This is a genomic window from Hyphococcus aureus, from assembly GCF_042643165.1.
In the GTDB taxonomy this organism is placed as follows: Bacteria; Pseudomonadota; Alphaproteobacteria; order Caulobacterales; family Parvularculaceae; genus Hyphococcus; species Hyphococcus aureus.
In genome coordinates, this window is record NZ_JBHRSH010000002.1 from 656,162 (window position 1) to 680,470 (window position 24,309).

Here is a 24,309-nt window from a genome sequence, read left to right on the forward strand (position 1 = left end):
CAATTGTCCACTGCCACGCCTACGCTGTTTATTTATGAAGCAACCCTCCCCGACGCCAGTGCGCTCGCCCGCGCCGCCGCCCGCATGGGGCACAAGCCCCACGCGATTGAAAGCGATGAAACAGGTTTCTGGCGCAGCAATGAAAAGCTCGCCCTTAAGGCTCATCCGCTGATTTTCGGCGCCACAACACGTCGCGCCTATTTTGTATTTGAACAATTGTCCCGGCTTCACTGGAGCCATAGACTGAACGAAGCGCGCATCCTTGAGGACGGCGCAGACTTCAGTTTCTGGACGCTTTGTTTCCACCCCGCCCAGTAGGAGAAGATCATGGCTGAAGCCGCAACCACCGAATTCTGGAAAGACATCAAGCCGATCAAGGACGTCTTCAAGCCGGAATCCCTCGGCGACGCCTATGCGTCGAAAATCGCTGACGGCGATGAACGCTACTTCGTGCCGATTTCCGAAACCGTATCGTCGAAACCGGTCTGGATTTCGCCGCAGCGGAACATGTGGGCCGATGTGCTGATGTCGAAATCGGCGGGCCTTGTGAACCGTCATTATCACCCGCACCAGATTTTCGCCTATACAATCTCTGGCAAGTGGGGCTATCTCGAACATGACTGGACCGCGACCGCAGGCGACTTTGTTTATGAATCGCCGGGCGAAGGCCACACCCTGATCGCCTATGACAGCCCGGAGCCCATGAAAGTCTTTTTCGTTGTCACCGGCCCGCTGATATGGCTCGATGATGAAGGCAATGGGGTCGGCCATTACGATGTTCACGACTATATCGCTGCGGCGCGTGAACATTATGAAAAGGTCGGCATCGGCGCCGACTATGTGAAAACCCTGTTCCGGTAAATCATGCGCGTCAACGCTCTCGATCACGTCAATATCCAGACGCTTGACCTTGCAGCGACGGTGAAATTCTATTCGGGCGTTCTCGATCTCGCGCCGCGCGATCCGCCGCCTCCGCTCGATCCCAATCTGGTGCAGTGGCTGTATGATGCGGAAGACCGCGCGATCTTCCATCTGACCACCCCGGGCTCGATCATGGGCGACGGCGGCAAAAGAGAGCTCCCGACCGACACCGGCCCGGTGCACCATGTGGCGCTCAATTGCTCCGGCCATGACGCCATGGTGGAGCGCCTCACCTCGCTGGGTCTCGATCATACGCTCAACCATGTGACAGCGATCGATCTGAAGCAGATCTTTGTGCGCGATCCGAACGGCGTGCTTCTGGAACTCAACTATTTTTCGGGAAACCATTAGGGAGGACGGCATATGTCCGGGATGAAAGCGCCCCCATCCGGCGCCTATAAAATCGTAAAAGTCGAGGAGCTTTATGGCGACCTCATTAAGCAGCGCGGCCTTGAAGGCACCTATGTCGGCAAGTCCGAGGAAGAAAGCCCATGGGTTCCCTTCGGCGACAACGCCGCGATCCGCCATCTCGCCTTTGATGTGCGCCAGAACACCTATTGCAATATCTTGTGGATCAAATCGCCCGGCGTGATCGGCACCCACAAACATCGCGGCCCCGTCTGGGCGGTCGGGATCGAAGGCACCTTCCGCTATCTCGAATATGACTGGGTCTGCGGCCCCGGAGAGTTCATCACGGAAACGCCGGGCACGGCGCATACGCTGGTGACCGACGATCCGAACGGCATGAAGGCGCTGTTCTTCATGCAAGGCGCCAACGAGTTTTACGATGAAAACGGCAATCACGTCGAAACCCTCGACGTGTGGTGGTTCATGAATCACTATGAGAGTTACTGCAAAGAAAATAACCTTCCCATCAACAAGCAACTGTACATTTGAGCCATGAAAGCACTTGAACAATTCGACATCAAAGGCCGTTCCGCTATTGTCACCGGCGCAGCCTCCGGCATCGGTCTTTGTTATGCGGAGGCCATGGCCGAAGCCGGCGCCGGCGTCACACTCACCGACATCGACATTGAGGGCGCCGAGCGGGAAGCAAAAAGGTTGCGCGACGAAGGTTATGACGCGCGCGCAGCAAAGCTCGATGTTGTCGACCGCGAGACGATGACCAAGGTCTTTGACGAGCATGTGGCCCATTATGGCGGGCTCGACATCGCCTTCGCCAATGCCGGTATCGATCCGGGCGCAGGTTTCGCCGCGCCTGAGGGCGGCCGCAATCCGGAAGGTCAGGTCGACGCATATAATCCGGCCGCCTGGGACCGCTGTATCGCGATCAACCTCACCGGCGTTTACAACACGATGCGCGAGGCGGCCCGGGTAATGAAAGCCGGCGGCAAGCCCGGCTCGATCATCGCGACATCCTCCAATGCCGGTCTTGTTGTCGAGCCAATCGTCGGCATGCCCTACCACCCGGCGAAAGCGGGCGTCACTCATATGGTTCATTATCTCGCCATGGAGCTCGCCGAATATCGCATTCGCGTCAATTCCATCGCGCCCGGCCCCTTCGTCACCAATATTGGCGGCGGCTGGTTGCAGGATCCTGTCGTGCGCGAAGCTTGGGACTCCGTCGTGCCCCTCGGCCGCATCGCCGAGACAGATCAGATGAAACCGCTGGCGCTCTACCTCGCATCCGACGCATCGAATTACTGCACCGGGTCGCAGATGCTGATCGACGGCGGCATGGCGCTTGGAGGCTTCAAGCAGTAAATGCGCGCAGTCGTTCATCAGGGGCTTCACCAAAAGCTCAGCGTCGAGACTATAGCGGACCCGACGCCGGGCGTGGGCGAGGTTGTGCTTTCCGTTGGCCGCTGCGGCATTTGCGGGTCCGATCTGCACATGACCGAAGACCCGGCCTTCGGCGTCGATAAAGGCGCCGTGCTCGGTCACGAATTCGCTGGCGAAGTCGTCGCGCTGGGCAAAGGAATTGAGCGCCTCAAAAAAGGTGATCTCGTTTCCGTCGTGCCGATCGCGAGTTGCGGCAAGTGCCCGAGCTGTCTCGCGGGTGAGCCCGCATGGTGCGAGAAAATGAACCTTCAGGGTGGCGGTTATGGCGAGTTCGCCGTCACCAATGAAAACCAGTGCGTCATGCTGCCAAAATCGGCGAGCATGGCGGACGGCGCCATCATCGAGCCCCTCGCCGTCGCACTCCACGGCGTGATGATGGCGGAGCAAAAGCCCGGCGATAAGGTGCTCATTCTCGGCGCGGGGCCAATCGGCCTTGGCGTCGCCTATTGGGCGCGTAAATTCGGCGCATCCAAAGTGGTCGTGCAGGACATCAACAATTATCAGGAGACCCGCGCCCGCCAGATGGGCGCAACGGATTTTATCGTTGATATGAGCGATCCCGTTGGCGCCGCGGAGCGCGCGCTCGGCGGCAAGGCCGACATCGTTTATGAATGCGTCGGTGTGCCCGGCCTCATCCCGCAGGCCGTCGAACAGGTGCGCATCAAGGGAACAGTTGTAATCCTCGGCCTGTGCACGCGGCCGGAAACTTTCGTGCCCTTTGTCGCGCTGTCCAAGGAAGTGCGGCTTCAGACCTCGGCCTTTTTCAAGCGTCAGGAATATGAAGCCGCCCTCGACGCGCTCGATTCCGGCGCGGCGGAGCCCCGCGCGCTCGTCACCGACACGATCAGCCTCGACGCTGTCCCCGATGTATTTGAATCGCTGAAAAAGCGCACCCATCAGTGCAAGGTGCTGATCGCGCCAAGAGGATGATCCATGATGCGCTATGACGGAAAATCCGTTCTCATCACCGGCGCCGCCACTGGCATCGGCCGCGCAACCGCTCTCGCTTTTGCTCGCGAAGGCGCCAAAGTCATGATCGGCGATTACAATGACGCTGCAGAAGACACCGTCGATGCCATCAAGGCCGAGGGAGGGACCGCCGCCTTCACGCCTTGCGACGTTTCCAAACGCGATGATGTGGATGCACTCGTCGCCGCCGCTGTGAAACAACATGGCGGCCTTGACGCCGCATTCAATAATGCAGGCGTTTTTCCGCCCGAACAGATGTTCGCCGATTTCGACGAAGAGGCCTTTGACCGCACCATTGCGATCAACCTCAAAGGCGTCTTTCTGTGCATGAAGGTGCAGCTTCCCGTCATGGTGAAACAGGGCAAGGGCGCCATCGTCAATACATCTTCCGTGGGCGGTGTGATCGCCAATCCGGGCATGGCGCCCTATATCGCCTCGAAGCACGGCGTTCTCGGCCTCACCAGAACCGCCGCAATTGAATATGTCAAACTTGGCGTGCGTATAAACGCCATCTGCCCCGGTTTCGTTCGCACCCCCATGACCGAACCCTGGTTCCAGCGCGAAGGTTTTCTGGAGGCGTTCCTGCCCACGTCGCCCATCGGCCGCCCGGCGAATCCGGAAGAAATGTCCGGTACGGTTCTCCATCTGTGTTCTGACGAGGCGAGCTTTACTAATGGCGCAGTCATCATCGTCGATGGCGGACAAACCGCGATCTAGAAAATAATCCGGCGAAAAAAATCCGCCGCGAGGGAGGATAATAAAATGAAACAACTCATCTGTGCGCTTGGCGCCTTTGCGCTCTCCGCCTTTCCCGCCATTGCGCAGAAAACAGCGACAGACAAACCACCGCTTGAAGTCGAAGTGCTGCGCACAAGCGCCGGGTCTCTCTATTCCAATGTCGCCCTGATCAAGGGCGAACACAAAGCCGTGCTGGTCGATCCTCCCTTTACGATGGCAGACGCCCATCGCGCCGTCGCCATGGTGCTCGACTCTGGCCGCGAACTCGAAACCATTTTCGTCACCCATGATCATCCCGATCACTTCTTCGCCATGGAAGTGCTCACCGACGCCTTTCCGAACGCCAAAGTCGTCGCGCACCCTGTCGTGGTCGCGGATATCTGGCGCTCCCTTCCGTTCAAGGTGAAACGCTGGAGCCCGATGCTCGGCGCGAACGGACCGAAGACACCGACGGCGCCCGCCGCGCTTGACGGCGACAGCTTCATGCTCGAAGGCCATGAATTGAAAGTCATTGGCCCCATGCAGGGCGATCATGTTCATGCGACGGCGCTTTACGCTCCCGATATTGACGCCCTCTTTGCGGGCGATCTTCTCTACAACGAAATGTATCTGTGGTTCGGCGAACACGGACGAAAGGAAATCCGCGACTGGGGCAAAGCAATTGACGAACTTGCTGCGTTGAACACCGAACTTGTCGTCGCCGGCCATTCCAAACCCGGCCTTGCGAATGATCCGTCTAGCCTCGCTTACTCGCGCGGCTATATCGACTTCTGGCTTGAAGCCTCACGCAAGGCGAAAAACAGCGAAGACTTGCGCGCGATGATCATGGAGCAATATCCGGACTCGATCGATGTGCTCGGTGATTTCCTGCTCGGCAATTCATCCAAAGTGACCATGGGCGAAGAACCGCGCTGGACGGAATAATCTCTCCTCGTTTGCTACAACAAGAAGAATACGGCCATCTCCGAGGTGGTGGATAACTCTTCACCAAACCTCAAAAAACCGCCCGAATTCATCAGATTTGAGGTGTTTTTCGCGTGTCAGGTGTAGTCGTTTTGCGACCCTAAAGCGGTTCAACGCTAGCGCGCCTCGCCCGTGAAGGTTCTCAGCCGCGGATCTGTGTGATCAGGCCCCGCCAGCGCTTTCGCAACGCCCGGTTCGGCCGTCACTCGGTCGCGCCATTCAATCATATGCGGCGCGCGTGATGCGGCGTTTAATTCAGGGAACAGGCGTTCGATCATCATCCCGCAATGAGAGTAATAATTGATGTCGGCGAGCGAGAACATATCGCCGGCGAACCATTTGTTCTCGCTTAAATGCTTCTCCACCTTATCGAGTGCGTATTCGACTTTCTCGGTGGCGTAGGCGAGTTGTTCTTCTGTAAAGCCTGACCGCGCATTCATCCATTTCTTGCGCTGGTCGGGAAGCGGAATGCGCTCCATCAGCTTCTCGAAATCACCGCTTTCGATATTACGCGAAATGACCGTGACGAGGCGGTGCCAGCCATGCATGGAGACATAATTCATCACATGCTCGTCAACGAATTTATTCCAGTACCGCATACGCGCCTTGCCGACCGGATCAGCGGGCCGCAAGGACGGGTAATCGGGAAAAGCGTCTTCCAGATATTCATTGATCACCGTGGTATGAGTGATGATGGTTCCGTCATGATCGAGAACCGGGACCTGGCCTTCCGGGTTGAGGGCGACGAACCAGTCTGAGTGCTGCTCGAATTTATGGAGGTCCACATAGACGCTTTCAAACGGAATGCCGCGCTGATGAAACGGAATGATCGATTTCAACGAGTTCGCCACCGGCTCTGCGTGATAGAGTTTTACCGTCATTTTTGGAATCTCAACTCCGCATAATCCCGAGCATGCCGCCGTCAGCGGCGATGGACTGCGCATTGATATATTGTCCCGCATCCGACAACAGGAAGGCGGCGAGCCAGCCTGCTTCTTCCGGCGTTCCGACCCGGCCTTGCGGGACCATGCCGTTCAGGATTTTCAGCGTCGCATCCATGTCGCCGCCCGCGATATGCTCCGCCAGAGGCTCCAGCAAGGGCGTATTGATGAGACCGGGGATCAGGCAGTTTACGCGAATATTGTGTTTGGCGACTTCCGACGCCGTCGCGCGCACGAGCCCCAGCACCGCGTGTTTCGAGATGACATACGCGGGCGTCATTGGCGCGCCCAATTTTGAGGCGAGCGACCCTGTGCAGACAATTGATCCGCCGCCCTGTTCGATCATGCCGGGAAGCACCTGTTGAATGAGGATGAACATGGATTTGAGATTGACGTTCATCACTTCGTCATAGGCGGCGAGCGAATAGTCCGGCATCGGCGCCGCCGGACCCGACATGCCCGCATTGGCGAAGACACCGTCAACGCCGCCCCACAGGTCGTTCGCTTTTTCCGTCAGGGCCTTGATGTCTTTTTCGCTGGCCATGTCAGCGGCGAGATAGCGCCCCTCCCCGCCGGCTTTGGTAATGGCGTCAGCGACTTTTTTTAGTTTGTCTTCTGACCGCGCTGCGACCAGCACGCGCGCGCCGAGCGAACCCATGATCTCCGCCGCCGCCGCGCCAATGCCCGTGGAGGCGCCGGTGACGATAATGCGTTTTCCGTCGAGATTAACGCCGTTCATTTCAGCCCCAGCAATTTCGCAGCGTTGTCCTTCATGATCATCGGCATCACTTCCTCACGGAAGCCGGCGTCCTTCGCCGCATCCATCCACTTGTCCGGCTTGATCAGCGGGAAGTCCGAGCCGAACAGCATTTTATGCTTCAACTGCGTGTTGGCGTAATGGATTACCTGTTTCGGGAAATATTTCGGCGACCAGCCAGAAAGATCGATGAAAACATTTTCCTTGTGCAGCGCCATGGAAAGCGATTCATCGGTCCACGGCCATGACGGGTGCGCGAGGATGATTTTCATATCGGGAAAATCGACCGCGACGTCGTCCACCATCATCGGCTGGCCGTATTTCAGGCGAATGCCGCCGCCGCCGCGCATGCCCGTTCCCATGCCCGAATGGCCGGTGTGAAAAATCGCAGGAAGGCCGTATTCCGCGATCACTTCATAGATCGGCCAGGCCATGCGGTCATGGGGATGGAAATTCTGAATGGGCGGATGGAACTTGAAGCCTTTGACGCCATAATCCTCGATCATCCGCCGCGCCTCGATGGCGCCGAATTTCGACTTGTGCGGATCAATGGAGGCGAAGGCCATCATGATGTCGTCATTGTCATTGGCGAACCGTGCGATCTCTTCATTCGAGATCCGCTTGATGCCGGTGCCGGATTCCATATCCACGGTGAACATGACAAAGGCGATCTGCTTTTCGCGGTAATAGTCGATCGTCTCAGGGATCGTCGGGCGCTTGCGATCCGCCTTGAAATAGATCGACGCGGCGTCAAGAAACTTGCCCATGATCGGGTCTTCAGGGTCGTTGCACGACACCTCCGCATGGGTGTGAACATCGATGGCTTTGATCTTGTTGAGATCGATCATGGGGACTCCTTTGACGCGAGACGCCGTTTTAGGCCAATTCCGGACCTAAAGGACAGCCTAGCGGGAAAGGTTTCAAGCCCCTTCGCGAAGCAGCGCCGCTAGTTTGTCGATCCCGGAAAGCAGGAGTTCAGGGCGCTCTAACGGGTCCTCGCGCGAGCGGAAGGCGGCTTCGTCATAGATTCCGGTGGCGACGCCGACCGAGAACGCGCCGCCCTCATTGGCCATGCGCGCCTCAAGCTGCGGGTCGTCTCCAACCACGACAATTTTTGCGTCCGGCGAAAGGCCCATACGCGCCTTGGCCACCTGAAGGGCGTCGAGCGAGGGCTTGCCGAGCACATGGGCCTCGGCCCCGGTCAGCGCCTTCAACATGGCATTGATGGCGAAGCTGGTGCCGATGCCGCGTTTTTCCGCGCCTGCGGCGGCGAAGAACGGCACGTCGGAGGCCGTCGTCAATTGTGCGCCCGCCCAGATGGCGTGGGTCGTCGCTTCTAGATCGGGAAAGGTGAATTCGCGGAACCAGCCCACATAGATCGCGTCATAGGGACCGCCATCGCCGGGCGCCTCAACAATATTTAGACCCAAATCCGTAAGCGGTTTCCACACCGGTTCCTTGCCGAGAACGAGAATGCGCTCCGCGCCTTTTTCCTTGAGGTAATGCGCGGCGGAAGTCGAGGGCGTCATGAATTCTTCATCGCGCACATCGAGCCCGGCCTTGCGCATGGAATTGGCATACCAGTCGGGCGTCCGCGCGGTGCCGTTGGTGAACACCTGAAACGGAACGCCGCGTTCGCGCAAAAACTTGAGCGTTTCAATGGCGCCGGGCAGCGCCACATGGCCTGCGCTTGCCTTGTCGCCGAGCACCAGCGTGCCATCCATGTCGAAGATGAAGCCTTCGGCGGCGTTTAACTCATGTGGCAAGACCAGCCCCTTTATAAAGCGCCATCCGGAAACCGGGGCGCTCCACGGCGATGTCCGGCGCGTCGGGACGCGCGGCGAGTTGTTTCAGCAAGTTCAGAACCGGAGCCGCTTCGGGCGTATAGGTCGCGCGGCTGCGCCCTGAAGCGATCATGGCGTCAACCTGTTCCTGGGGCATCACGGCGCGGAACAGAAATTCTTCGTCATCCATGTTCTCGCCGAATTGCTTTCGCAAATCTTTGTAAGCCGGGAACATGGGTTCAATTTCGATTTCTTTCCTGCGCGGGCGATCGAGAATGGTTTGTTTCACCACTTCATCGATCGGGCTTGTGGGCCGGCCGAACTTGCCCATGACATAACGCAGGATCTGATCGGAGACTTGCGCGTATCGCGACGTTCCGATGACGTTAAACAGCGCCTGGCTCATCACCATTTGCGGGAACGGCGTAACCATGATCGGAAAGCCCAGTTCCGCGCGGACCCGCTCAGTCTCCTCGATCACTTCATCGAATTTAGACCCAAGATTAAGCTCCTCAAGCTGGCGCTTTGTCGTTGTCATCACCCCGCCGGCGATCTGATGGCGCAGAAAACTCGCGTCGAAACTTTGCGGCCGTCCGGGCGGGAGGCCTTCGGCCTTCGCCAGCCGCGTCCAGTAGTCTTTGACGGTCGCAAGCGCGGCGTCATTGATATTCACCGTGTGACCAGCCTCGCGCAAATTCGCGACCATGCGCGTCGCTTCCGGCAGGGACGATCCATCGCCAAGCGGGCCGACGCCCACATGCACGGCGTCGATGAGGCCGAGATCGGCGGCGGCGAGCGATGTCAGCGGACCATAGCCGATAGTGCAATGGGCGTGTATCTCCAGCGGTTTGGCGCCAATCGCCGCCTTCACCGCGGGCGCCAGCGTTCGAACCCGCTCCGGCGACATGAGCCCACCGGGATCTTTCAGGTAAAAAAGGTCGACGTGATTGCTCTTCGCGAGCTTACCCGCAAAGTCGGCGTAAAATTCATCGGTGTGAATGTCGGAGAGCGTGAAGGTCAGCGCGCCCATGACATCGGCGTCGCCTTCGTCCTTGATGATCCGCGCCGCCTCGATCACCGCATCCACATCATGCATGGGATCGAGCACGATAAAGCGGCGAATGCCCGCCATCTGCAACCGGCGATAGGCGAGCCGCATGAATTCCGGGTCCGCCTGCTGCCACGCCACAAAACGAAGGCCGGTCGTGATGAATTGCAACGGCACGCTCGGCATCGCCGCGCGCATGCGCTTGATGCGCTCCCACGGATTGTTCTGGAAGTAACGGATGGCGACCGCCATGGTCGTCGAGGATGTAAAATCGCAGGCGTGAAAACCAACGCGCTCCATGGCGCCGGCGATTTCCAGAATCTGTGCGGTGTTGAGACCCGTGGCGCCCCAGAGCGACTGGTTGCCGTCACGGATCGACACATCGACGAGCTTGATCTCAGCCATTTTTGAGCCCCTCAAAGAAGCGCGTATCGACGCCGCCTTTCTGGAAGCGCGCGTCATCCATGATCCGCACATGCAAAGGCGCCGTCGTTTTGACGCCTTCCACATGGAGTGTTTTGAGCGCCGCTGCGATTCGCTTAACCGCCTCTCCGCGGGTCGCGCCATGAACGATGAGTTTGCCCATCAGCGAGTCGTAATTAGGGGAAATGGAATCGCCCGAGCGGATATGCGTATCGACGCGCACGCCCGCTCCCGCCGGCCATTCGGCCTTTGTCACCATCCCGGGCGATGGACGAAAATCAGCGTCAGGGTCTTCGGCGTTGATGCGGACCTCAATAGCCGCTCCTTGAAATTCAATATCTCGCTGCTCGTAACCCAGCGGCGCGCCGCTCGCGATCAGCAATTGTTGCTCGACAATATCAACGCCTGTGATCTCCTCCGTTACGGGATGCTCCACCTGAATGCGGGCGTTCATTTCAAGGAAGAAGAAATCGAAATTGTCAGCATCGACGAGAAACTCGACCGTCCCCGCGCCCTTGTAATTGAGATGCTCGGCGATCTTCACCGCAGCGTTTTCAATGGCGCGGTGTTTGTCATCGGGAATGTTCGGCGCAGGGGCTTCTTCAACCAGTTTCTGAAATCGCCGCTGGATGGAACAATCGCGGGTGCCGAGATGGATGGCGCGCTTTCCGTCGCCGATCACCTGCACCTCAACATGACGCCCGCTAGCGATGAAGCGCTCCACATAGATGCGCGGATCGCCAAAGGCCGCTTCCGCTTCCGACATGGCGAAACCGATTTGCGATCTAAGCTCTTGCGGTTTGTCGACGCGTTTCATGCCGCGGCCGCCGCCGCCCGAAACCGCCTTGATCAGCAGCGGATAGCCGGTTTTTTCTGCGATTTTCGCGGCGTCTTCCGCGGTTTCCGCTTCACCGCCGGGCACGACGGGAAGGCCCGCCTCAATCGCGACAGCGCGCGCTTTTAATTTATCGCCCATGGCGTCCAGCGCGCGCGGATCGGGTCCGACAAAGATCATCCCTGCCTCGGCGACGGCGCGCGCAAAATTGATATTCTCAGACAGAAAGCCGTAACCCGGATGCACCGCATCGGCGCCGGATTCTTTTGCGGCGGCGACGACTTTCGCGATGTTGAGATAGGATTGCGCGGAAGGCGCGGGGCCAAGGCGCACCACCACATCCGCTTCCGACGCGCCGCGCGAATTGGCGTCCGCATCGGAGACGCCCAGCACGGTTTTCAGCCCGAGCCTTCGCGCCGTGCGGATAATGCGCAGCGCAATCTCGCCGCGATTGGCGATGAAGAGCGTGTTGATGTTTTTGCGCGCCACTGTTTAGCCTTACTCCGGCTTCACTTTCATGAGGACGGTATGCGCCTCGATAGGTTCAGCGTTTTCAGGAACAATCTCGACGATTTCACCGGTGACGCGCGCATGAACCGGATTCATCAGTTTCATGGTTTCAATAATCGCGACCACGGTGTCGGGCGTCACCTTGTCGCCGACCTTGACGAAGGGCGGTGCGCCCGGCTGCGGCGCGCGATAGAATGTGCCCGGCAGCGGCGGCTTGATGGTGAGAAGGCCGTCTTCTTCCGCCGCGACTTCCGGCTCCACAGCGGACGCTACCGTCTTTGCAGCCTCACCGCCAATCGGCGACCATTCCTGTGTGAACCCCTCGCCCGCGCGTTTCACCCGCAGGCGAAACCGCGCGGTTTCAATGTCCAGCACATCATAAGACGACTTCGAAAGAATGGAGGTGATTTCCTCAACATCTTCGGGACTTAGCGGCAGATCATTACTCATTGCCTATGACCGCTTTCCGCCAAAAATATTCATGACATGCTTCATGGGGTTGTCCTGCGCCGCGGCGACGGGCGCGGCGTCTTTCGCCGACCAGACCGTTTCGGGGCGGCTCTGCAGGAGAAGGATTTTTCCCGTCTCCTTTTCTACGGCCCACTCAATATCCTGAGGCTTGCCGTAGTGCTTTTCTGTTTTGCGGGCGACGTCTTTCAGTTGCAACAATTCTTCGTCGCTGAGGCATGGCGCGGTGCGCTCGGCCTCGGGCAGTTCCACATCTTCAATGCCGCCGCCCGTTTTCGGCGACTGCCTGATATGCTTGTCGGAAATATCGCGGGTGGTGATCTCACCCGTGAGCTTGCCGACCACCCAGCGGTCTGGCGTCACCTCGCCGGAGACAACAGAAGACCCAAGCCCCCAGGCGCCTTCGATAGTGATCACCGACCGGTCGCCGGTAAGCGGGCTGCGCGTGAACATTACGCCCGCCGTGCGCGCATCCACCATCTTCTGCACGACAACGCCCATGGCGACGCCGCTTTCGGGAAAGTTCTGGCGGCGGCGATAACAAACGGACTCAACGGAATAGAGGCTGGCCCAGCAACTGCGCACCATCTTCATGGTTTCTTCGGCGCCAAGCACCCAGAGATAGGTGTCCTGCAAGCCGGCGAAAGACGCGTCATCGGCGTCTTCTGTCGTTGCGGAGGAACGCACCGCGACTGGCGCTTTGGCGTCATCGCCGCATAAGTCTTTATAGGCGGATTGAATGGCGTCATCGACATCGGCGGGCATGGGTTCGTTCTCAATCCGCTCACGGATGGCTTTGGTGACAGCGCCAACATTGTCGAGGTCGTCTGGATCAAGCGCCTCTACCGGCGCGCGCAAAGGCTCTTCCTTGTCGAGCTTCTGGATGAAGCGCTCGAACGCTTCCGTCCTTACGACAAACCCCGGCGGCACCTCGATGCCGGCCTTTGTGAGCTCGCCCAGACTGCCGCCCTTGCCGCCGACGCTCGGGCGATCCGACAAGCCAATATCGGCGAACCATGAAATATTCGGTGTCGTCATAACAGTAGACCCTAAAGCAGCGTGACGACGCCCCGGGCGCCGTCAACGCGAATGCGCTGGCCGTCCTGAATGCGCGCTGTCGCCTGCCCCGTGCCCACAACGGCGGGCAAGCCGTATTCACGCGCAACAATGGCGGCGTGACTCATGGATCCGCCAATATCGGAAACGGCGGCGGAGATTTTCTGAAAGACCGGCGCCCAGGTCGGGTTCGTCACCTGACAGACAAGGATGTCGCCTTCCTGAAGCCGGTTGATTTCCTGCACCGATTTGATGACCCGCGCCGGACCTTCGGCGATGCCGCTCGACGCTGCGAAGCCGCGAATTTCGTTGCTGTTCGCATCAGCGGGACCGTTGAGCCAGATATCGAGATTTTCCCGCGTAATGCCCCACAGCATCACGATCGCCGGATCGTCAATCATGTCAGGCACGGGACCGAGCGCCGGCGCCGAATCCATCCCAGCCCAGATCTCGATGGCTTTTTTGCGCTCAGCGATCATCGCGCGGAAGCGCTTGCCGCCGCGCGTCGGCGATCCGTTGGACCAGCTCGTCATCACATCGACAATGCCCTGCTCCACTTCGTAACGCGTGAGGTGGAAGATTTCCTCGGCGTCATCAATCAGGCCGTGCTCGACAAATAGCCCGCCATATTCACGGATCTTGTTGAAGAACAAGTTGGTGTACCAATGTTCGCAATAAAATTTGTGGCCTTCCACATAAGGAAACACCCGGCAGGCGAGTTCGATCATCTGATCATAGGCGCCGCGCTCTTCATCCGTAGACAGAAGGTCGCGATAGCCGTCGATCAGCTCCTGGCGCTCCTCTTTCAGCTTCTCCATGGGCCGGTCAAGATTTTCACCAGCCTTGATTTTGGCGGCATAGCCCGGAATCGCAGAGAAAGGCAGCGACAGATCGTCATTCCAGGAGCGGTGATAATGGTAGAAACCGTCGCCCACATTGACGTTGAACCAGGGATTGCGCGAGGTCTCCAGCTCTTTCAGCCATTCCTTGCCGGGTTCACCCATCTGCTCCAGTGACGCCAGCACATCACCGGCGGAAATATCGCCCGCGAACTTGCCCTCAAGGCCAAGCTCCACTGCGCGCCGGGCCAGCCGTTTCACCTCGTCATCGGGCTTGAAGATCTCCGCCTCAAAACCCGCCACCATGCGCGCAATGGTCTGGTCGGTGATTTCCGGAAACGCTTTTTTACAGAAATCGAAGAACACCATATAGGCGCCATATCCGAGCAGCAAAAACTCGAAATGGTGGTGCCACATGCGAAAATAACCTTCGAGCGTCTTGTGATAAGTCTCAAGAAGGTAATGGTTCGACGCGACGCCCTTGCCCGCGTGGACATTTTCCAGCGGTTCAAATTCGGGCAGTTCAGGCTTGGGCAATTCCTGCGCATCCGCGATGAGCTTGCGCATCTTGTCTTTCCACTGGTCGTATAACCGCTCCCAGTGTTCGTAATAATAAAATGCACGCTTTTGAAATTCCTCCGTACGCCGCTCAATCTCCGCCGGGTCCGTAACTGCATTGCCGCCAATATAAACCCGGCCATTGATCACCCGGTAATCAATGCCAAGGGTTGTGGGCAGGCAGTGAACCCTGGTGTTGGAGGAGCCCAGCGCGCAATAGGCCGCCTCCGCCGTCACCATGTCGAAGTGATGCATGGGCTCGGGGAAGTGCATGGAATTATAAAACCAGAACCGTTCGTCATCCTCCGGCGCAAACTGCATGTAATAAGGATAGGCCGCCTGAGCCGCCTCCGCGCCTTTGGCGACTTCTATGGAGCTTGGTTTGGGGAAGCCTGCGGGCTTGTCTGACATGCGTGTCCTCTTTTCCTCCTGAGACGGGGGCCTCTTTACCGGGCGTTGGCGTCTCAAAGCGCGGAAACAAGCCGTTTTTCGGCCATCCCGCGCAATCTGTAGACAGGACCATAAGGCGTCCGTATCTTCTCGAAAAGCGGAATATTTGGATCACGTCATTCGATTTTTCATATGAGCCTTGGAACCCGGGATTTCAGACTGCTGACCGTTCTGGCGAACGAACTCCATTTCGGGCGTGCGGCGGAAGCGCTCAACATGCGCCAGCCGCAACTCTCGACGCGCCTCGCCCAGATTGAACGCGAAGTCGGCGTCACCCTGTTTGTACGCCGGCCGAAAGTGATGCTGACGCCCGCCGGGCGAACCATCGTCGACGCAGGTCGCCGCGCCTTTAGCGATTTCGAAGCCGCCGTCGAACAGGCGCGTCTGGTCGAGCGCGGGCAGATCGGCGCCATCGTCACGGCGATCGGCTCCAGCGTGATGCTCACGGATATTCCCCTTTCCATTCAGCGCTTCCGGCAGGAATATCCCGATATCGGCCTGACCTTGAGGGACATGCATTCACGCCAGCAATGGGAAGCTTTAAGCGCCGGGCAGATCGACGTCGCCATCACGCGGGAGATCGGCGTCGGGCGTTCCTTGAAAAGCGAGATTATCGGCCGTCAGCGTTTTGTTGTCTTGATGCCAGCGAACCATCCGTTTTCCGGCCGCAAGAAGATTGCGCTCGAAGAACTGAAAGACGAATCCTTTGTTCTGTTTCAGCCGGTGATCGCGCCCGGCCTTCATCACCAGATCAACGCCTTGTGTATCCGGGCCGGGTTTTCTCCGAAAATCGTGCAGGAAGCGGAAGAATGGTACACGGTGCTTGGCTTTGTGCGCGCAGGCTTCGGGATCACCATCACCCTCGACATGCCGGGTGCGCCGGTGTTGGCTGATGTGACGTCCTGCCCGCTGGAAGGTCTAGAAACGCACTCGCCAATTTTTCTGTGCTGGGACGAGGAAAGGGATTCTGCGTCGCGCGATCTCTTCCTCAACTGGCTGCGTCAGGATTCAGAAATGGCGCGCAACAAGGCCCGCAGCGGCGCCAAAGCGCGCTCAAAATAACAGCCAGCGGAACAAGACTGCATCAAAGGTTTGCCAACAGAGAACTCGCGCGACTTTGATCGATTCGTCCATGCCGAACGGCTATGATAAGATAACGATCATTTGTCAGGACGACAGAAACGGACAGCTCCCCATGAAAAAATATGTCTTGAAAGCCGGCTCAACCTCGCTTGAAAGCCTTGTCATTATCGAGTGCGATGAACCGAAAGTGAAACCGGGCGAAGTCCTGATCCGCGTTCACGCCTGTTCATTGAATTTCCGCGATCAGGCGGTTGTCACCGGCAATTATTTCGGCGGAGTTCTCACCGAAGACACCGTGCCGCTCTCCGACGGCGCCGGCGAAGTCGTCGCGGTTGGCGACGGCGTCACCGAATTCAAGGCGGGCGACCGCGTCGCCGGTCTGTTCTTTCAGAACTGGCATGACGGCCCGCCAAATCCGGCGGCGGGTGCTGCGCTGGGCGCGAGCGGTTGCAACGGCATGCTCGCCGAATATGTGGCCCTGCCCGAACGCGGCGTCGTGAAAATCGCCGACAGCCTTTCCTATGAAGAGGCCGCGACGCTGCCCTGCGCGGGCGTCACCGCCTGGAATGCGCTGATGTGCGGACGCAACCCGATCAAGGTTGGTGATTGCGTTTGCGTCCTCGGCACCGGCGGCGTCTCCATGCTGGCGCTCGGCATCGCCCATGCGGCGGGCGCCCATGTGGTTGTCACCTCATCCTCGGATGAAAAACTAGAACGCGCCAAAAAGCTCGGCGCGTCAGGCTTCGTCAATTACCGAAACACGCCGCAATGGGGCCCCGAAGCCGCAGCGGCGAGCAACAAGGGCGGCGCCGATGTGGTTGTCGAGGTCGGCGGCGCCGGGACCCTCGCGCAATCGATGCAGGCGGTGAATTTCAACGGAGAGATCGCCTTGATCGGCGTCTTGACGCGCGACGGCGACACGACCCCGCATCCGCTGATGATGAAAGGCTCCAGCATTCGCGGCATCTTTGTGGGCAACAAGACGATGGCGCGCGATTTAGCGGCGGCGATTGACGTCAACGGCATGAAACCCGCCGTCGACAAGGTGTTCCCCTTCAAGGAAGCCGCCGAAGCCTATCGCTATCAAACGCGCGGCGCCTTCGGCAAGGTTGTGATCAGGGTTTAGAACAACCCGCAGCTAGTCTTTCACCGTCGCATCCGCCGCCTCATCCATGGCGCGCACCGGATTGACCGGGCCTGACTTGCGGCCGTCGAGAAACTCGTTGCGGATGGAGCGGCGCGAGAAAAGCCACTCGCCATCGATGCGTTGAAGCTCGCTTCGTAATGGCCGAAGGTGCCGATTTTCGGGGCGCCTTCCGGCCCGTCATTGGCCATCTCATACCAGAAGGATGTGGCCCAGGCGCGGTCGCCTTCGACGCGGATCACCTTATGCGCAATGACATGGCGCAAGGCCGCCGGATCGCCGTTCTGATCGGTGTAGATCTTGCCGATGCTTTCCTTGAACGCTTTTACCGTTGCGCCGATATTCTCGCGCCCCGTGGCTGACCCGCGCGCATATTCCAGCTCGCCATCTTCGGTAAACATGGCGACATAGGCGTCAAAATCATTCCAGTCCATGGCGAAGAGATAGCGCGCCATCAGATCCTCGATGGCGGCGCGGTCATCGGCGTAGCTAGCCTTTTTCGCGGCGGCTGGAACGACGGCAAGGATGGCGATGAAGAGCGCTGCAATGAGTTTCTTCATGATGGCCTATCCTTTCGATGCTTAGTTCACAGCCCGTCCTGAGCCGCCCCAGAAAGGTTCGCGCAATTTCTTCTTGTCCATCTTGCCTACAGCGGTGCGAGGAATTGCATCAATGAAATGCACTTCCTTCGGCGCCTTCACAGAGCCGATGCGGGCTTTGACATGGGCGATGATTTTCTCAGCGTCGACATCTGCGCCCTTGGCCTTTACGACCATCGCCGTCACCTGCTCACCCCATTTGTCATGGGGCACGCCAATAATTGCGCATTCGGCGACTTCGGCGAGCTCCATGACGCATTCTTCAACCTCGGCCGAGAACACATTGAAACCACCGGAGACGATCATGTCCTTCTTGCGGTCAACGATGTAGTAAAAACCGTGCTCGTCGCGTTTGCCGACGTCGCCCGTATGGTGCCAGCCATAGGCGACCGCTTCCGCGCTGGCTTCGGGCAGTTCAAAATAACCGCCGCCGACAATGCCGCCGCGCCCAACGATCTCGCCAACCTCGCCGGTGGGCAGGATATTGCCGTCATCATCCATCAGTTCGACGCGCACGGAGTAAGTCGCCTCGCCGCAGCTAGTAAGACGTTCTGGATAGTCGCCGCGCGCCGCCGCCGCCACAACTTCAGGCGAGAGCCAGGTGGCCACAAGGTGAAACTCCGTCTGCCCGTAGCTCTGACACATGCACGGACCGAAGATGTCCACCGCCTGCTTCAGTTTCTCGCCCGAACATGGCGACCCGGCGAGAAGGAAATATTTGAGGCTCGAATAGTCGTAGTCGCGCACCTTCGGATGTTCCAGCATGGAATAAAGCGCCGTCGGCGGCAGGAACATGTGCGTGACGTTGTGTTCCTGAATCGCCTTCATCACCGCTTCGGCGTCGAATGTGGGCAGCACGACCACGGTCGCGCCCATGGCGAGCGCGGCCATAGTCACCGGCCCGGCCGCATGCGTCAGCGGCGCCGTTGCAAGGGACACGGGCTTTCCTTCAACCGGCATGATGTTGCAGATGGTCTCCAGCATCGTGCCCCAGCTGCGGTTCATGACGCGCACGCCCTTCGCCGGCCCCGTGGTGCCCCCGGTGGCGATCAGCGCAGTCAACTCTTCGGGGTTGCCGATGGGATCGCCAAGATCGGGGAAAATATCGGACGGCGCCGTCGCCATGAAGTCTTCCAGCGATGGATCGCCATTCATCGGCGCATCCAGGCACACCATCTTGCGAACGGTCGGGACTTGTTCCTTGATCTCGGCCGCCTGCTTTGCATAGCTCGAATGATACAGGATCATCGAAACACGGACATATTTGAGATAGGCGATATTCGCGTCGAGCGCGTTGCGCGTATTCACCGGCACCCAGATCGCTCCGGCGCGCCAGCAACCGAGCATCGCCGACAGCACAGGACCGTCATTGGGCGACATGATGGCTATGGGCTCCTGATTTTTCATGCCCGAAGCCCGGAGCGCGCCGGCGACCTTGTGGGTCAGCGCCTCCATCTCGCGATAGGTGTAACACGTGTCGCCGGAGATCAGCACATCCCGGTTTGGATGCAGCTTCGCCATCTTGTCGAAATAGTCGATTGTTCGCATTTTTCTGACACCACCCGGTTAGATTGCGCTTGTCGCAGAATTTGAACTCCCCGCACAGCGACGGAACACTTGTCCGCCATTTGATGCAAGGCGCTGTTTCAGGCGGGATTATTCCAAGAACACTCATGACGCAATTCAGCCCGGCGCGATCCCTCAGGAGCGAAATCACACTTTCCGGCGATCGGCCCGGCTTTGCGCTTCGCAATGTCGGATGGCGCCTTCACGCAGGTGCAGCAAACTCAGTCGCCGGCAGCTTGCGATAAAAATGCAGCCCGCGCCCCGCTCCCTCTTCGCTTTTTTCACATTTTTTGTGCGCTGGGACAGGGTTTTGGGGGTAATCTGAGGCCTAGTTTTCACGCCCTGACGCTAGACATCGTGCGAGTAAAGATTGTAAGCAACATATACAATCTTGGCCGCCCGCCTGACGCGGCTGGCCAGCCTTTTTGACAAAACAAGACCTGGAGGAGGATGCTGCCCATGACGGCCAAGAATCTGGAAGAGGTGCTCAAAAACGCCGGCAATACGGTGCAGATGCTCCGTAATTCGAAAATCGGCGCCTATGTTTATCCCGTCGTCCCGACCGAGTTTCATAACTGGCGCGACGAACAAAAAGCCTGGCGCGACACCGCCGTTCTGTTCGACCAGACGCACCACATGGTCGATCTGTTCCTGAAAGGCCCGGACGCGATCAAGGTCTGCTCCGATACGGCGATCAACACATTCAAGAACTTCCCCGTAAACCGCGCAAAACAATATGTGCCGGTTAGTCATAGCGGTCATGTGATCGGCGACGGCATTCTCTTCAATCTTGAAGAAAACCATGTTGTCTTCGTTGGCCGCGCGCCTTCTGCGAACTGGCTCCAGTATCACGCCGAAACCGGCGGTTACGACGTCGAAGTTGTCTATGACGACCGCTCACCGTCCATGCCCATGGGCAAGGCCGTCACCCGCAAATTCTACCGCTTCCAGATCCAGGGCCCGAACGCCCAGAAGGTCATTGAGAAACTCAATGGCGGCCCATTCGAAGACATCAAGTTCTTCCACATGGGTTACATCAATATTGGCGGCAAGAAAGTCCGCGCCCTGCGTCACGGCATGGCCGGCGCGCCGGGTCTCGAAATCTGGGGCCCTTACGAAGAATATCTCGATATTCGCGCGAAGATTCTCGAAGAAGGCGCCGAATTCGGCATCGTTCCTGTGGGTTGCCGCGCTTATGCGACAAACACGCTGGAATCGGGCTGGATTCCTTCGCCGCTTCCGGCTGTTTACACGGGCGACGAAATGAAAGCCTATCGTGAGTGGCTCCCAGCCAAATCTTACGAGGCGATGGGCGGCATCGGCGGCTCTTACGTCTCCGACAATATCGAAGACTATTATGTGTCGCCTTACGACATCGGCTACGGCCCGTTTGTAAAATTCGATCATGACTTCATCGGCGCCGACGCGCTTAAGAAGATGGAGAAAGAACAGACCCGCCGCAAAGTGACGCTGGCCTGGAACGATGACGACGTGCGCAAGATCATGGGCTCGGTCATCGGCGAAGGCACGCCTTACAAATACTTTGAACAGCCGCTCGCGAACTACGCTTCGTCGAACTACGACTCAGTTCTGGCGAACGGCAAAAACGCCGGCTTCTCCATGTTCACCGGCATCTCCTACAACGAGCGAAAAGCGCTTTCGCTCGCCACCGTCGACAACGATGTGGAGATCGGCAACGAAGTGAAGGTCGTCTGGGGCGAACCCAATGGCGGCACGGAGAAAACCACGGTGGAGCGTCACCAGCAGATGGAAGTGCGCGCCATTGTCAGCCCGGTTCCCTATTCGGAAACCGCACGGAAAGAATATGCTTCCGGATGGCGCACCGGGAAATAAGCTTTTCCAGAAGAAAGATCAAAAGGCCGGCGGCGACGCCGGCCTTTTTCTTTTTGGCTAGTGAAAAACAGAAAACAGAAAAGGGCCCGCGCGCATTCAGCAGCGTGGGCCCTTTCCTCTCTCCCCCGGCCCGTGCCGGGTTCAGGGGTCTCTCCAAACTAGCAGCAATGATATTAGGCTCTCCCAGCGGACCGCGCAATTAGTTCGAGCACAATCTTAGGTTGTGCTAAAAAAGCGAGTGTTTTTAAAGGCAAAGAGGCCATAGCTCAGACAACAGCGGCCCCATGACACTGGCCAGACATCCTTTCACCCCGCCCGACGGGGCGGCGCGTAAAAGAAAGCGCCTCTTTATGGCTAGCGTTGACCCCCGGACGCAGCGGCGCCAAACCATGCCCAAAATGGAGCGATATTTCCCATGCGGCAGGATTTTTACGACCGGATCACCAAAACAATCGCCGATATTCGCGATCAGGGGCTGGAGAAAATCGAGCGCCAGATCACCTCTCCCCAGGGGCCGGTGATTGAGGTCAATCATCAGGGCGTAAAGAAAAAAGTCCTGAATTTTTGCGCCAATAATTACCTCGGCCTCGCTGACCATCCCGAGATCGTCAAAGCCGCCCAGGAAACCATGAACGACTACGGCTTCGGCATGGCGTCTGTGCGCTTCATCTGCGGCACGACCGATCTTCACCGGCGCGTGGAAAAAGAAATCGCTGACTATCTTGGCTATGAAGATTCTATTCTTTTCGCCGCCTGCTTCGACGCCAATGGCGGTGTGTTCGAACCGCTTCTTGAAGCGGAAGACGCCATCATTTCAGACGCGCTGAACCACGCTTCCATCATTGACGGCGTAAGGTTGTGCAAAGCCAAACGCTATCGCTTCGCCAATTCGGACATGAAGGATTTGCGCGCCCAGCTGGAACAGGCTGATCTCGACGGTGCGCGCACCAAACTGATCGTCACCGATGGCGTTTTCTCCATGGACGGCTATATCGCAAAGCTGAAAGAGATCGCCGCCCTCGCCGAGGAATTCGGCGCGCTTGTCATGGTGGATGATTGCCACGCGACAGGCTTTATGGGCCCTCACGGCGAAGGAACGCCCGCCCATTGCGGCGTCGCCAAACACATCGACATTCTGACCGGCACGCTTGGCAAGGCGCTTGGCGGCGGCATGGGCGGCTATATCTGCGCGTCGAAAGACGTGGTGCATCTCTTGCGCAACCGCGCGCGGCCCTATCTTTTTTCCAATGCGCTGACGCCGGCACTCCTCGGCGCGACCCTGAAAACTCTTGATCTGGTCCGCCATGGCGGTCACTTGCGCGAACAGCTTTTCCGCAATGCAACGCGCTTCCGCGAACTGATGACCAAAGCCGGTTTCGATCTGCTTCCCGGCGAACATCCGATCATCCCGATCATGATTTACGATGCCAAGAAAGCCGGAGCGATGGCCGCCGAGCTGATGGACGAAGGCGTTTATGTCACGGCCTTCTCTTTCCCGGTGGTGCCAAAGGAAAAAGCCCGCATTCGAACGCAAATGTGCGCAGCTCACACCGATGAACAGGTGGATGAGGCCGTCGCGGCGTTTATCAAAGTCGGAAAATCAATCGGCGTTATCTAGTCAAACAGAGTCTTATTCCCATTCAAAATAGAGCGCCGAAAAGTTTATGGTGTCGATAATGCCGTGAGTGATTACAAGCGGCCAGAGATTGCGTTTGAACAGCAGGAAAGCCGTCCCAAACGCAATGCCGATTCCCGCCGTGGTGATGAGACCGCGCAAACCCTGATAATAATAGTGGCCAAGGCCGAAAAACAACGCCGCCAGGACGACAGCCAAAGCTCCGGAGAGCGGCGCGCCGCGGAGCACGGCGTCAAACCGCGTGATCAGAAATCCGCGGAAAAACATCTCTTCGCCAAAAGCAGCCGACGTCCAAACGATCCCGAGCCAAGTGAGATACATAGGCAAATTGCCTGCGACATCACCCCAACGCTCTTCAACTCCCGGCGGCTCCTCGCCCATAAATTCGAGTCCGACCGCCTGTCCGCCAAAAACAGTGAGGGCGATAGAAGCCGCGAACAAGACGAACGCGACTAGGGTTTGCGGCGCGAGCAACAGTTTCGATCTGAGCCCTGGTAATCTGATTAGCCCCAGCGACGACCACCCTTCCCCGCGCCGACGCAGATACGCCAGCAGAATCGCAAGGGTCAAAATGAGAGAAACGGGGCCTGCATACCGCCAGAACAACGGATCAAATGCGAATCTCAGCCCCAACGCCAAAGCGCCAAAAATTAACAGCTCAAAGGCGGCGCGGCGCCTGTTCATAATCTCTTCCATCACAAACAGTTGCCCCCGTCGCCCCGTTTAATCAAGACGCCTGCGTTGGAACGCATAAAAAGCAGGGTGAAACGCATTGGGTCAAAAAAAGAGCGCTCCAGGGGAATATCCTTCGGAGCGCTCACCTTCCTTCGTAACAAGACGCACTTAAGCGCCTGTACGCTCGTTGTGAATTTTATCGAGCCGCGGATCGTTCACCTTGTGAACAAGCTCATCCACAACATCTGACACGCAACGATCACGCACTTTGTGATATTTGATGACGCTGTCATGGTTCAGCCGGTCATCGCATGTGCGCTCGGCCGCTGTCTGAATGCGTTGATAAACATCAAGTGCGCCAGTTTCCGTCGAAAGTTCGGCGGGGGCATACGCCATATCGGCGAAGCCCGGCGTGCTGAAGGCGACGCTTAACGCTGCGGCCACTACAAGCTTTTTTATCATGATTTTGGTTTCCTTGTTTTTGGACGCCCACCCTAGATTGCGCATCTTTTTTTTACGTGCGCATGTTACGATGCATGTCGCGTAAAACGGGGTTTCGCAACACAATTTTTCTAATCACGTTTTTGTCAAAAGCGTTTCAGAAAAACTCTTGTGAAGAAGATATTTTTGCGCCGCAAAATACCGCACATTTTCCGCGACATTCATCCACAATGTGGCGGCTTTCGCTC

At 58.1% G+C, this 24,309-nt stretch carries 25 protein-coding genes; 12 read left to right on the forward strand and 13 right to left on the reverse strand.

Going from position 1 to position 24,309, the window contains the following annotated elements; all coding sequences use genetic code 11:
* Positions 1 to 3: 3 nt before the first annotated feature.
* The 8 genes from ACFOOP_RS16140 to ACFOOP_RS16175 are packed head-to-tail and all read left to right on the forward strand — an operon-like array spanning position 4 to position 5,355.
* Positions 4 to 318, forward strand: coding sequence for a hypothetical protein (locus ACFOOP_RS16140; RefSeq protein WP_379882163.1), 315 nt, complete (start codon positions 4 to 6; stop codon positions 316 to 318).
* A gap of 9 nt (positions 319 to 327) precedes the next feature.
* Positions 328 to 861 carry a 2,4'-dihydroxyacetophenone dioxygenase family protein gene (locus tag ACFOOP_RS16145; protein ID WP_379882164.1) on the forward strand — a complete coding sequence of 178 codons (534 nt, stop codon included), beginning with the start codon at positions 328 to 330 and terminating at the stop codon, positions 859 to 861.
* Positions 862 to 864: 3 nt separating this feature from the next.
* Positions 865 to 1,272 (forward strand): VOC family protein, encoded by a 408-nt coding sequence (locus ACFOOP_RS16150; protein ID WP_379882165.1) that lies wholly within the window; start codon positions 865 to 867, stop codon positions 1,270 to 1,272.
* Positions 1,273 to 1,284: 12 nt separating this feature from the next.
* Positions 1,285 to 1,818, forward strand: a complete 534-nt coding sequence (locus ACFOOP_RS16155) for a 2,4'-dihydroxyacetophenone dioxygenase family protein (RefSeq protein WP_379882166.1) — start codon at positions 1,285 to 1,287, stop codon at positions 1,816 to 1,818.
* A gap of 3 nt (positions 1,819 to 1,821) precedes the next feature.
* Positions 1,822 to 2,646 carry an SDR family NAD(P)-dependent oxidoreductase gene (locus ACFOOP_RS16160; protein ID WP_379882167.1) on the forward strand — a complete coding sequence of 275 codons (825 nt, stop codon included), beginning with the start codon at positions 1,822 to 1,824 and terminating at the stop codon, positions 2,644 to 2,646.
* Complete coding sequence (locus ACFOOP_RS16165) at positions 2,647 to 3,654, forward strand: zinc-binding dehydrogenase (protein ID WP_379882168.1); 1,008 nt, start codon at positions 2,647 to 2,649, stop codon at positions 3,652 to 3,654.
* A 3-nt stretch (positions 3,655 to 3,657) separates the two neighbouring features.
* On the forward strand, positions 3,658 to 4,410 hold the full coding sequence (locus ACFOOP_RS16170) for an SDR family NAD(P)-dependent oxidoreductase (protein ID WP_379882169.1): 753 nt from the start codon (positions 3,658 to 3,660) through the stop codon (positions 4,408 to 4,410).
* Between the two features lie 45 nt (positions 4,411 to 4,455).
* On the forward strand, positions 4,456 to 5,355 hold the full coding sequence (locus ACFOOP_RS16175; RefSeq protein ID WP_379882170.1) for an MBL fold metallo-hydrolase: 900 nt from the start codon (positions 4,456 to 4,458) through the stop codon (positions 5,353 to 5,355).
* Between the two features lie 155 nt (positions 5,356 to 5,510).
* Here the strand turns inward: ACFOOP_RS16175 and ACFOOP_RS16180 are convergent, their stop codons facing one another.
* The 9 genes from ACFOOP_RS16180 to ACFOOP_RS16220 form a co-directional block, all read right to left on the reverse strand.
* Entirely contained in the window at positions 5,511 to 6,275 is a 765-nt protein-coding gene (locus ACFOOP_RS16180; protein ID WP_379882171.1) for a glutathione S-transferase family protein, read from the reverse strand.
* A gap of 10 nt (positions 6,276 to 6,285) precedes the next feature.
* Complete coding sequence (locus ACFOOP_RS16185; RefSeq protein ID WP_379882172.1) at positions 6,286 to 7,074, reverse strand: SDR family NAD(P)-dependent oxidoreductase; 789 nt, start codon at positions 7,072 to 7,074, stop codon at positions 6,286 to 6,288.
* Positions 7,071 to 7,940 (reverse strand): amidohydrolase family protein, encoded by an 870-nt coding sequence (locus ACFOOP_RS16190; RefSeq protein WP_379882173.1) that lies wholly within the window; start codon positions 7,938 to 7,940, stop codon positions 7,071 to 7,073. The genes ACFOOP_RS16185 and ACFOOP_RS16190 overlap by 4 nt, the downstream gene beginning before the upstream one ends.
* Before the next feature lie 72 nt (positions 7,941 to 8,012).
* Positions 8,013 to 8,858: an HAD-IIA family hydrolase gene (locus ACFOOP_RS16195; protein WP_379882174.1), complete on the reverse strand. Its 846-nt coding sequence runs from the start codon at positions 8,856 to 8,858 to the stop codon at positions 8,013 to 8,015.
* Positions 8,848 to 10,329: a biotin carboxyl carrier protein gene (locus tag ACFOOP_RS16200; RefSeq protein ID WP_379882175.1), complete on the reverse strand. Its 1,482-nt coding sequence runs from the start codon at positions 10,327 to 10,329 to the stop codon at positions 8,848 to 8,850. The genes ACFOOP_RS16195 and ACFOOP_RS16200 overlap by 11 nt, the downstream gene beginning before the upstream one ends.
* Positions 10,322 to 11,671: an acetyl-CoA carboxylase biotin carboxylase subunit gene (locus tag ACFOOP_RS16205; protein ID WP_379882176.1), complete on the reverse strand. Its 1,350-nt coding sequence runs from the start codon at positions 11,669 to 11,671 to the stop codon at positions 10,322 to 10,324. The genes ACFOOP_RS16200 and ACFOOP_RS16205 overlap by 8 nt, the downstream gene beginning before the upstream one ends.
* A gap of 9 nt (positions 11,672 to 11,680) precedes the next feature.
* Positions 11,681 to 12,142: an acetyl-CoA carboxylase biotin carboxyl carrier protein gene (locus ACFOOP_RS16210; protein ID WP_379882177.1), complete on the reverse strand. Its 462-nt coding sequence runs from the start codon at positions 12,140 to 12,142 to the stop codon at positions 11,681 to 11,683.
* A gap of 3 nt (positions 12,143 to 12,145) precedes the next feature.
* Complete coding sequence (locus tag ACFOOP_RS16215; protein ID WP_379882178.1) at positions 12,146 to 13,198, reverse strand: PEP/pyruvate-binding domain-containing protein; 1,053 nt, start codon at positions 13,196 to 13,198, stop codon at positions 12,146 to 12,148.
* 11 nt (positions 13,199 to 13,209) lie between these two features.
* A complete protein-coding gene (locus ACFOOP_RS16220; protein ID WP_379882179.1) occupies positions 13,210 to 15,024 on the reverse strand; it encodes a PEP-utilizing enzyme in 1,815 nt (604 codons plus the stop codon).
* A 171-nt stretch (positions 15,025 to 15,195) separates the two neighbouring features.
* Between ACFOOP_RS16220 and ACFOOP_RS16225 the strand changes: the two genes are divergently transcribed.
* Positions 15,196 to 16,125: a LysR family transcriptional regulator gene (locus tag ACFOOP_RS16225; protein WP_379882180.1), complete on the forward strand. Its 930-nt coding sequence runs from the start codon at positions 15,196 to 15,198 to the stop codon at positions 16,123 to 16,125.
* Positions 16,126 to 16,258: 133 nt separating this feature from the next.
* Positions 16,259 to 17,272 carry a zinc-dependent alcohol dehydrogenase family protein gene (locus ACFOOP_RS16230; protein WP_379882181.1) on the forward strand — a complete coding sequence of 338 codons (1,014 nt, stop codon included), beginning with the start codon at positions 16,259 to 16,261 and terminating at the stop codon, positions 17,270 to 17,272.
* Between the two features lie 20 nt (positions 17,273 to 17,292).
* On the opposite strand, the gene ACFOOP_RS16235 is transcribed toward ACFOOP_RS16230, so the two are convergent.
* Positions 17,293 to 17,850, reverse strand: coding sequence for a nuclear transport factor 2 family protein (locus ACFOOP_RS16235; protein ID WP_379882182.1), 558 nt, complete (start codon positions 17,848 to 17,850; stop codon positions 17,293 to 17,295).
* Positions 17,851 to 17,871: 21 nt separating this feature from the next.
* Positions 17,872 to 19,437: a class I adenylate-forming enzyme family protein gene (locus ACFOOP_RS16240; RefSeq protein ID WP_379882183.1), complete on the reverse strand. Its 1,566-nt coding sequence runs from the start codon at positions 19,435 to 19,437 to the stop codon at positions 17,872 to 17,874.
* A 477-nt stretch (positions 19,438 to 19,914) separates the two neighbouring features.
* On the opposite strand from ACFOOP_RS16240, the gene ligM reads away from it, so the two are divergent.
* Together ligM and ACFOOP_RS16250 are read left to right on the forward strand one after the other, a co-directional pair.
* Complete coding sequence (gene ligM / locus ACFOOP_RS16245) at positions 19,915 to 21,309, forward strand: vanillate/3-O-methylgallate O-demethylase (RefSeq protein WP_379882184.1); 1,395 nt, start codon at positions 19,915 to 19,917, stop codon at positions 21,307 to 21,309.
* 415 nt (positions 21,310 to 21,724) lie between these two features.
* Positions 21,725 to 22,927: a glycine C-acetyltransferase gene (locus ACFOOP_RS16250; RefSeq protein ID WP_379882185.1), complete on the forward strand. Its 1,203-nt coding sequence runs from the start codon at positions 21,725 to 21,727 to the stop codon at positions 22,925 to 22,927.
* 12 nt (positions 22,928 to 22,939) lie between these two features.
* On the opposite strand, the gene ACFOOP_RS16255 is transcribed toward ACFOOP_RS16250, so the two are convergent.
* Positions 22,940 to 23,629 (reverse strand): CPBP family intramembrane glutamic endopeptidase, encoded by a 690-nt coding sequence (locus ACFOOP_RS16255; RefSeq protein ID WP_379882186.1) that lies wholly within the window; start codon positions 23,627 to 23,629, stop codon positions 22,940 to 22,942.
* A 159-nt stretch (positions 23,630 to 23,788) separates the two neighbouring features.
* Positions 23,789 to 24,082, reverse strand: coding sequence for a UrcA family protein (locus tag ACFOOP_RS16260; protein WP_379882187.1), 294 nt, complete (start codon positions 24,080 to 24,082; stop codon positions 23,789 to 23,791).
* Between the last annotated feature and the right edge of the window lie 227 nt (positions 24,083 to 24,309).

What these genes read in the sequence shown, in the direction of transcription:
- ACFOOP_RS16220 (WP_379882179.1), bottom strand. Translation starts at nt 15,024, where the DNA reads ATGTCAGACAAGCCCGCAGGCTTCCCCAAACCAAGCTCCATAGAAGTC.
- ACFOOP_RS16190 (WP_379882173.1), bottom strand. Translation starts at nt 7,940, where the DNA reads ATGATCGATCTCAACAAGATCAAAGCCATCGATGTTCACACCCATGCG.
- ACFOOP_RS16145 (WP_379882164.1), top strand. Translation starts at nt 328, where the DNA reads ATGGCTGAAGCCGCAACCACCGAATTCTGGAAAGACATCAAGCCGATC.
- ACFOOP_RS16200 (WP_379882175.1), bottom strand. Translation starts at nt 10,329, where the DNA reads ATGGCTGAGATCAAGCTCGTCGATGTGTCGATCCGTGACGGCAACCAG.
- ACFOOP_RS16160 (WP_379882167.1), top strand. Translation starts at nt 1,822, where the DNA reads ATGAAAGCACTTGAACAATTCGACATCAAAGGCCGTTCCGCTATTGTC.
- ACFOOP_RS16150 (WP_379882165.1), top strand. Translation starts at nt 865, where the DNA reads ATGCGCGTCAACGCTCTCGATCACGTCAATATCCAGACGCTTGACCTT.
- ACFOOP_RS16165 (WP_379882168.1), top strand. Translation starts at nt 2,647, where the DNA reads ATGCGCGCAGTCGTTCATCAGGGGCTTCACCAAAAGCTCAGCGTCGAG.
- ACFOOP_RS16250 (WP_379882185.1), top strand. Translation starts at nt 21,725, where the DNA reads ATGCGGCAGGATTTTTACGACCGGATCACCAAAACAATCGCCGATATT.
- ACFOOP_RS16185 (WP_379882172.1), bottom strand. Translation starts at nt 7,074, where the DNA reads ATGAACGGCGTTAATCTCGACGGAAAACGCATTATCGTCACCGGCGCC.
- ACFOOP_RS16215 (WP_379882178.1), bottom strand. Translation starts at nt 13,198, where the DNA reads ATGACGACACCGAATATTTCATGGTTCGCCGATATTGGCTTGTCGGAT.
- ACFOOP_RS16230 (WP_379882181.1), top strand. Translation starts at nt 16,259, where the DNA reads ATGAAAAAATATGTCTTGAAAGCCGGCTCAACCTCGCTTGAAAGCCTT.
- ligM (WP_379882184.1), top strand. Translation starts at nt 19,915, where the DNA reads ATGACGGCCAAGAATCTGGAAGAGGTGCTCAAAAACGCCGGCAATACG.
- ACFOOP_RS16210 (WP_379882177.1), bottom strand. Translation starts at nt 12,142, where the DNA reads ATGAGTAATGATCTGCCGCTAAGTCCCGAAGATGTTGAGGAAATCACC.
- ACFOOP_RS16235 (WP_379882182.1), bottom strand. Translation starts at nt 17,850, where the DNA reads ATGAAGAAACTCATTGCAGCGCTCTTCATCGCCATCCTTGCCGTCGTT.
- ACFOOP_RS16180 (WP_379882171.1), bottom strand. Translation starts at nt 6,275, where the DNA reads ATGACGGTAAAACTCTATCACGCAGAGCCGGTGGCGAACTCGTTGAAA.
- ACFOOP_RS16260 (WP_379882187.1), bottom strand. Translation starts at nt 24,082, where the DNA reads ATGATAAAAAAGCTTGTAGTGGCCGCAGCGTTAAGCGTCGCCTTCAGC.
- ACFOOP_RS16225 (WP_379882180.1), top strand. Translation starts at nt 15,196, where the DNA reads ATGAGCCTTGGAACCCGGGATTTCAGACTGCTGACCGTTCTGGCGAAC.
- ACFOOP_RS16175 (WP_379882170.1), top strand. Translation starts at nt 4,456, where the DNA reads ATGAAACAACTCATCTGTGCGCTTGGCGCCTTTGCGCTCTCCGCCTTT.
- ACFOOP_RS16170 (WP_379882169.1), top strand. Translation starts at nt 3,658, where the DNA reads ATGATGCGCTATGACGGAAAATCCGTTCTCATCACCGGCGCCGCCACT.
- ACFOOP_RS16255 (WP_379882186.1), bottom strand. Translation starts at nt 23,629, where the DNA reads ATGAACAGGCGCCGCGCCGCCTTTGAGCTGTTAATTTTTGGCGCTTTG.
- ACFOOP_RS16155 (WP_379882166.1), top strand. Translation starts at nt 1,285, where the DNA reads ATGTCCGGGATGAAAGCGCCCCCATCCGGCGCCTATAAAATCGTAAAA.
- ACFOOP_RS16240 (WP_379882183.1), bottom strand. Translation starts at nt 19,437, where the DNA reads ATGCGAACAATCGACTATTTCGACAAGATGGCGAAGCTGCATCCAAAC.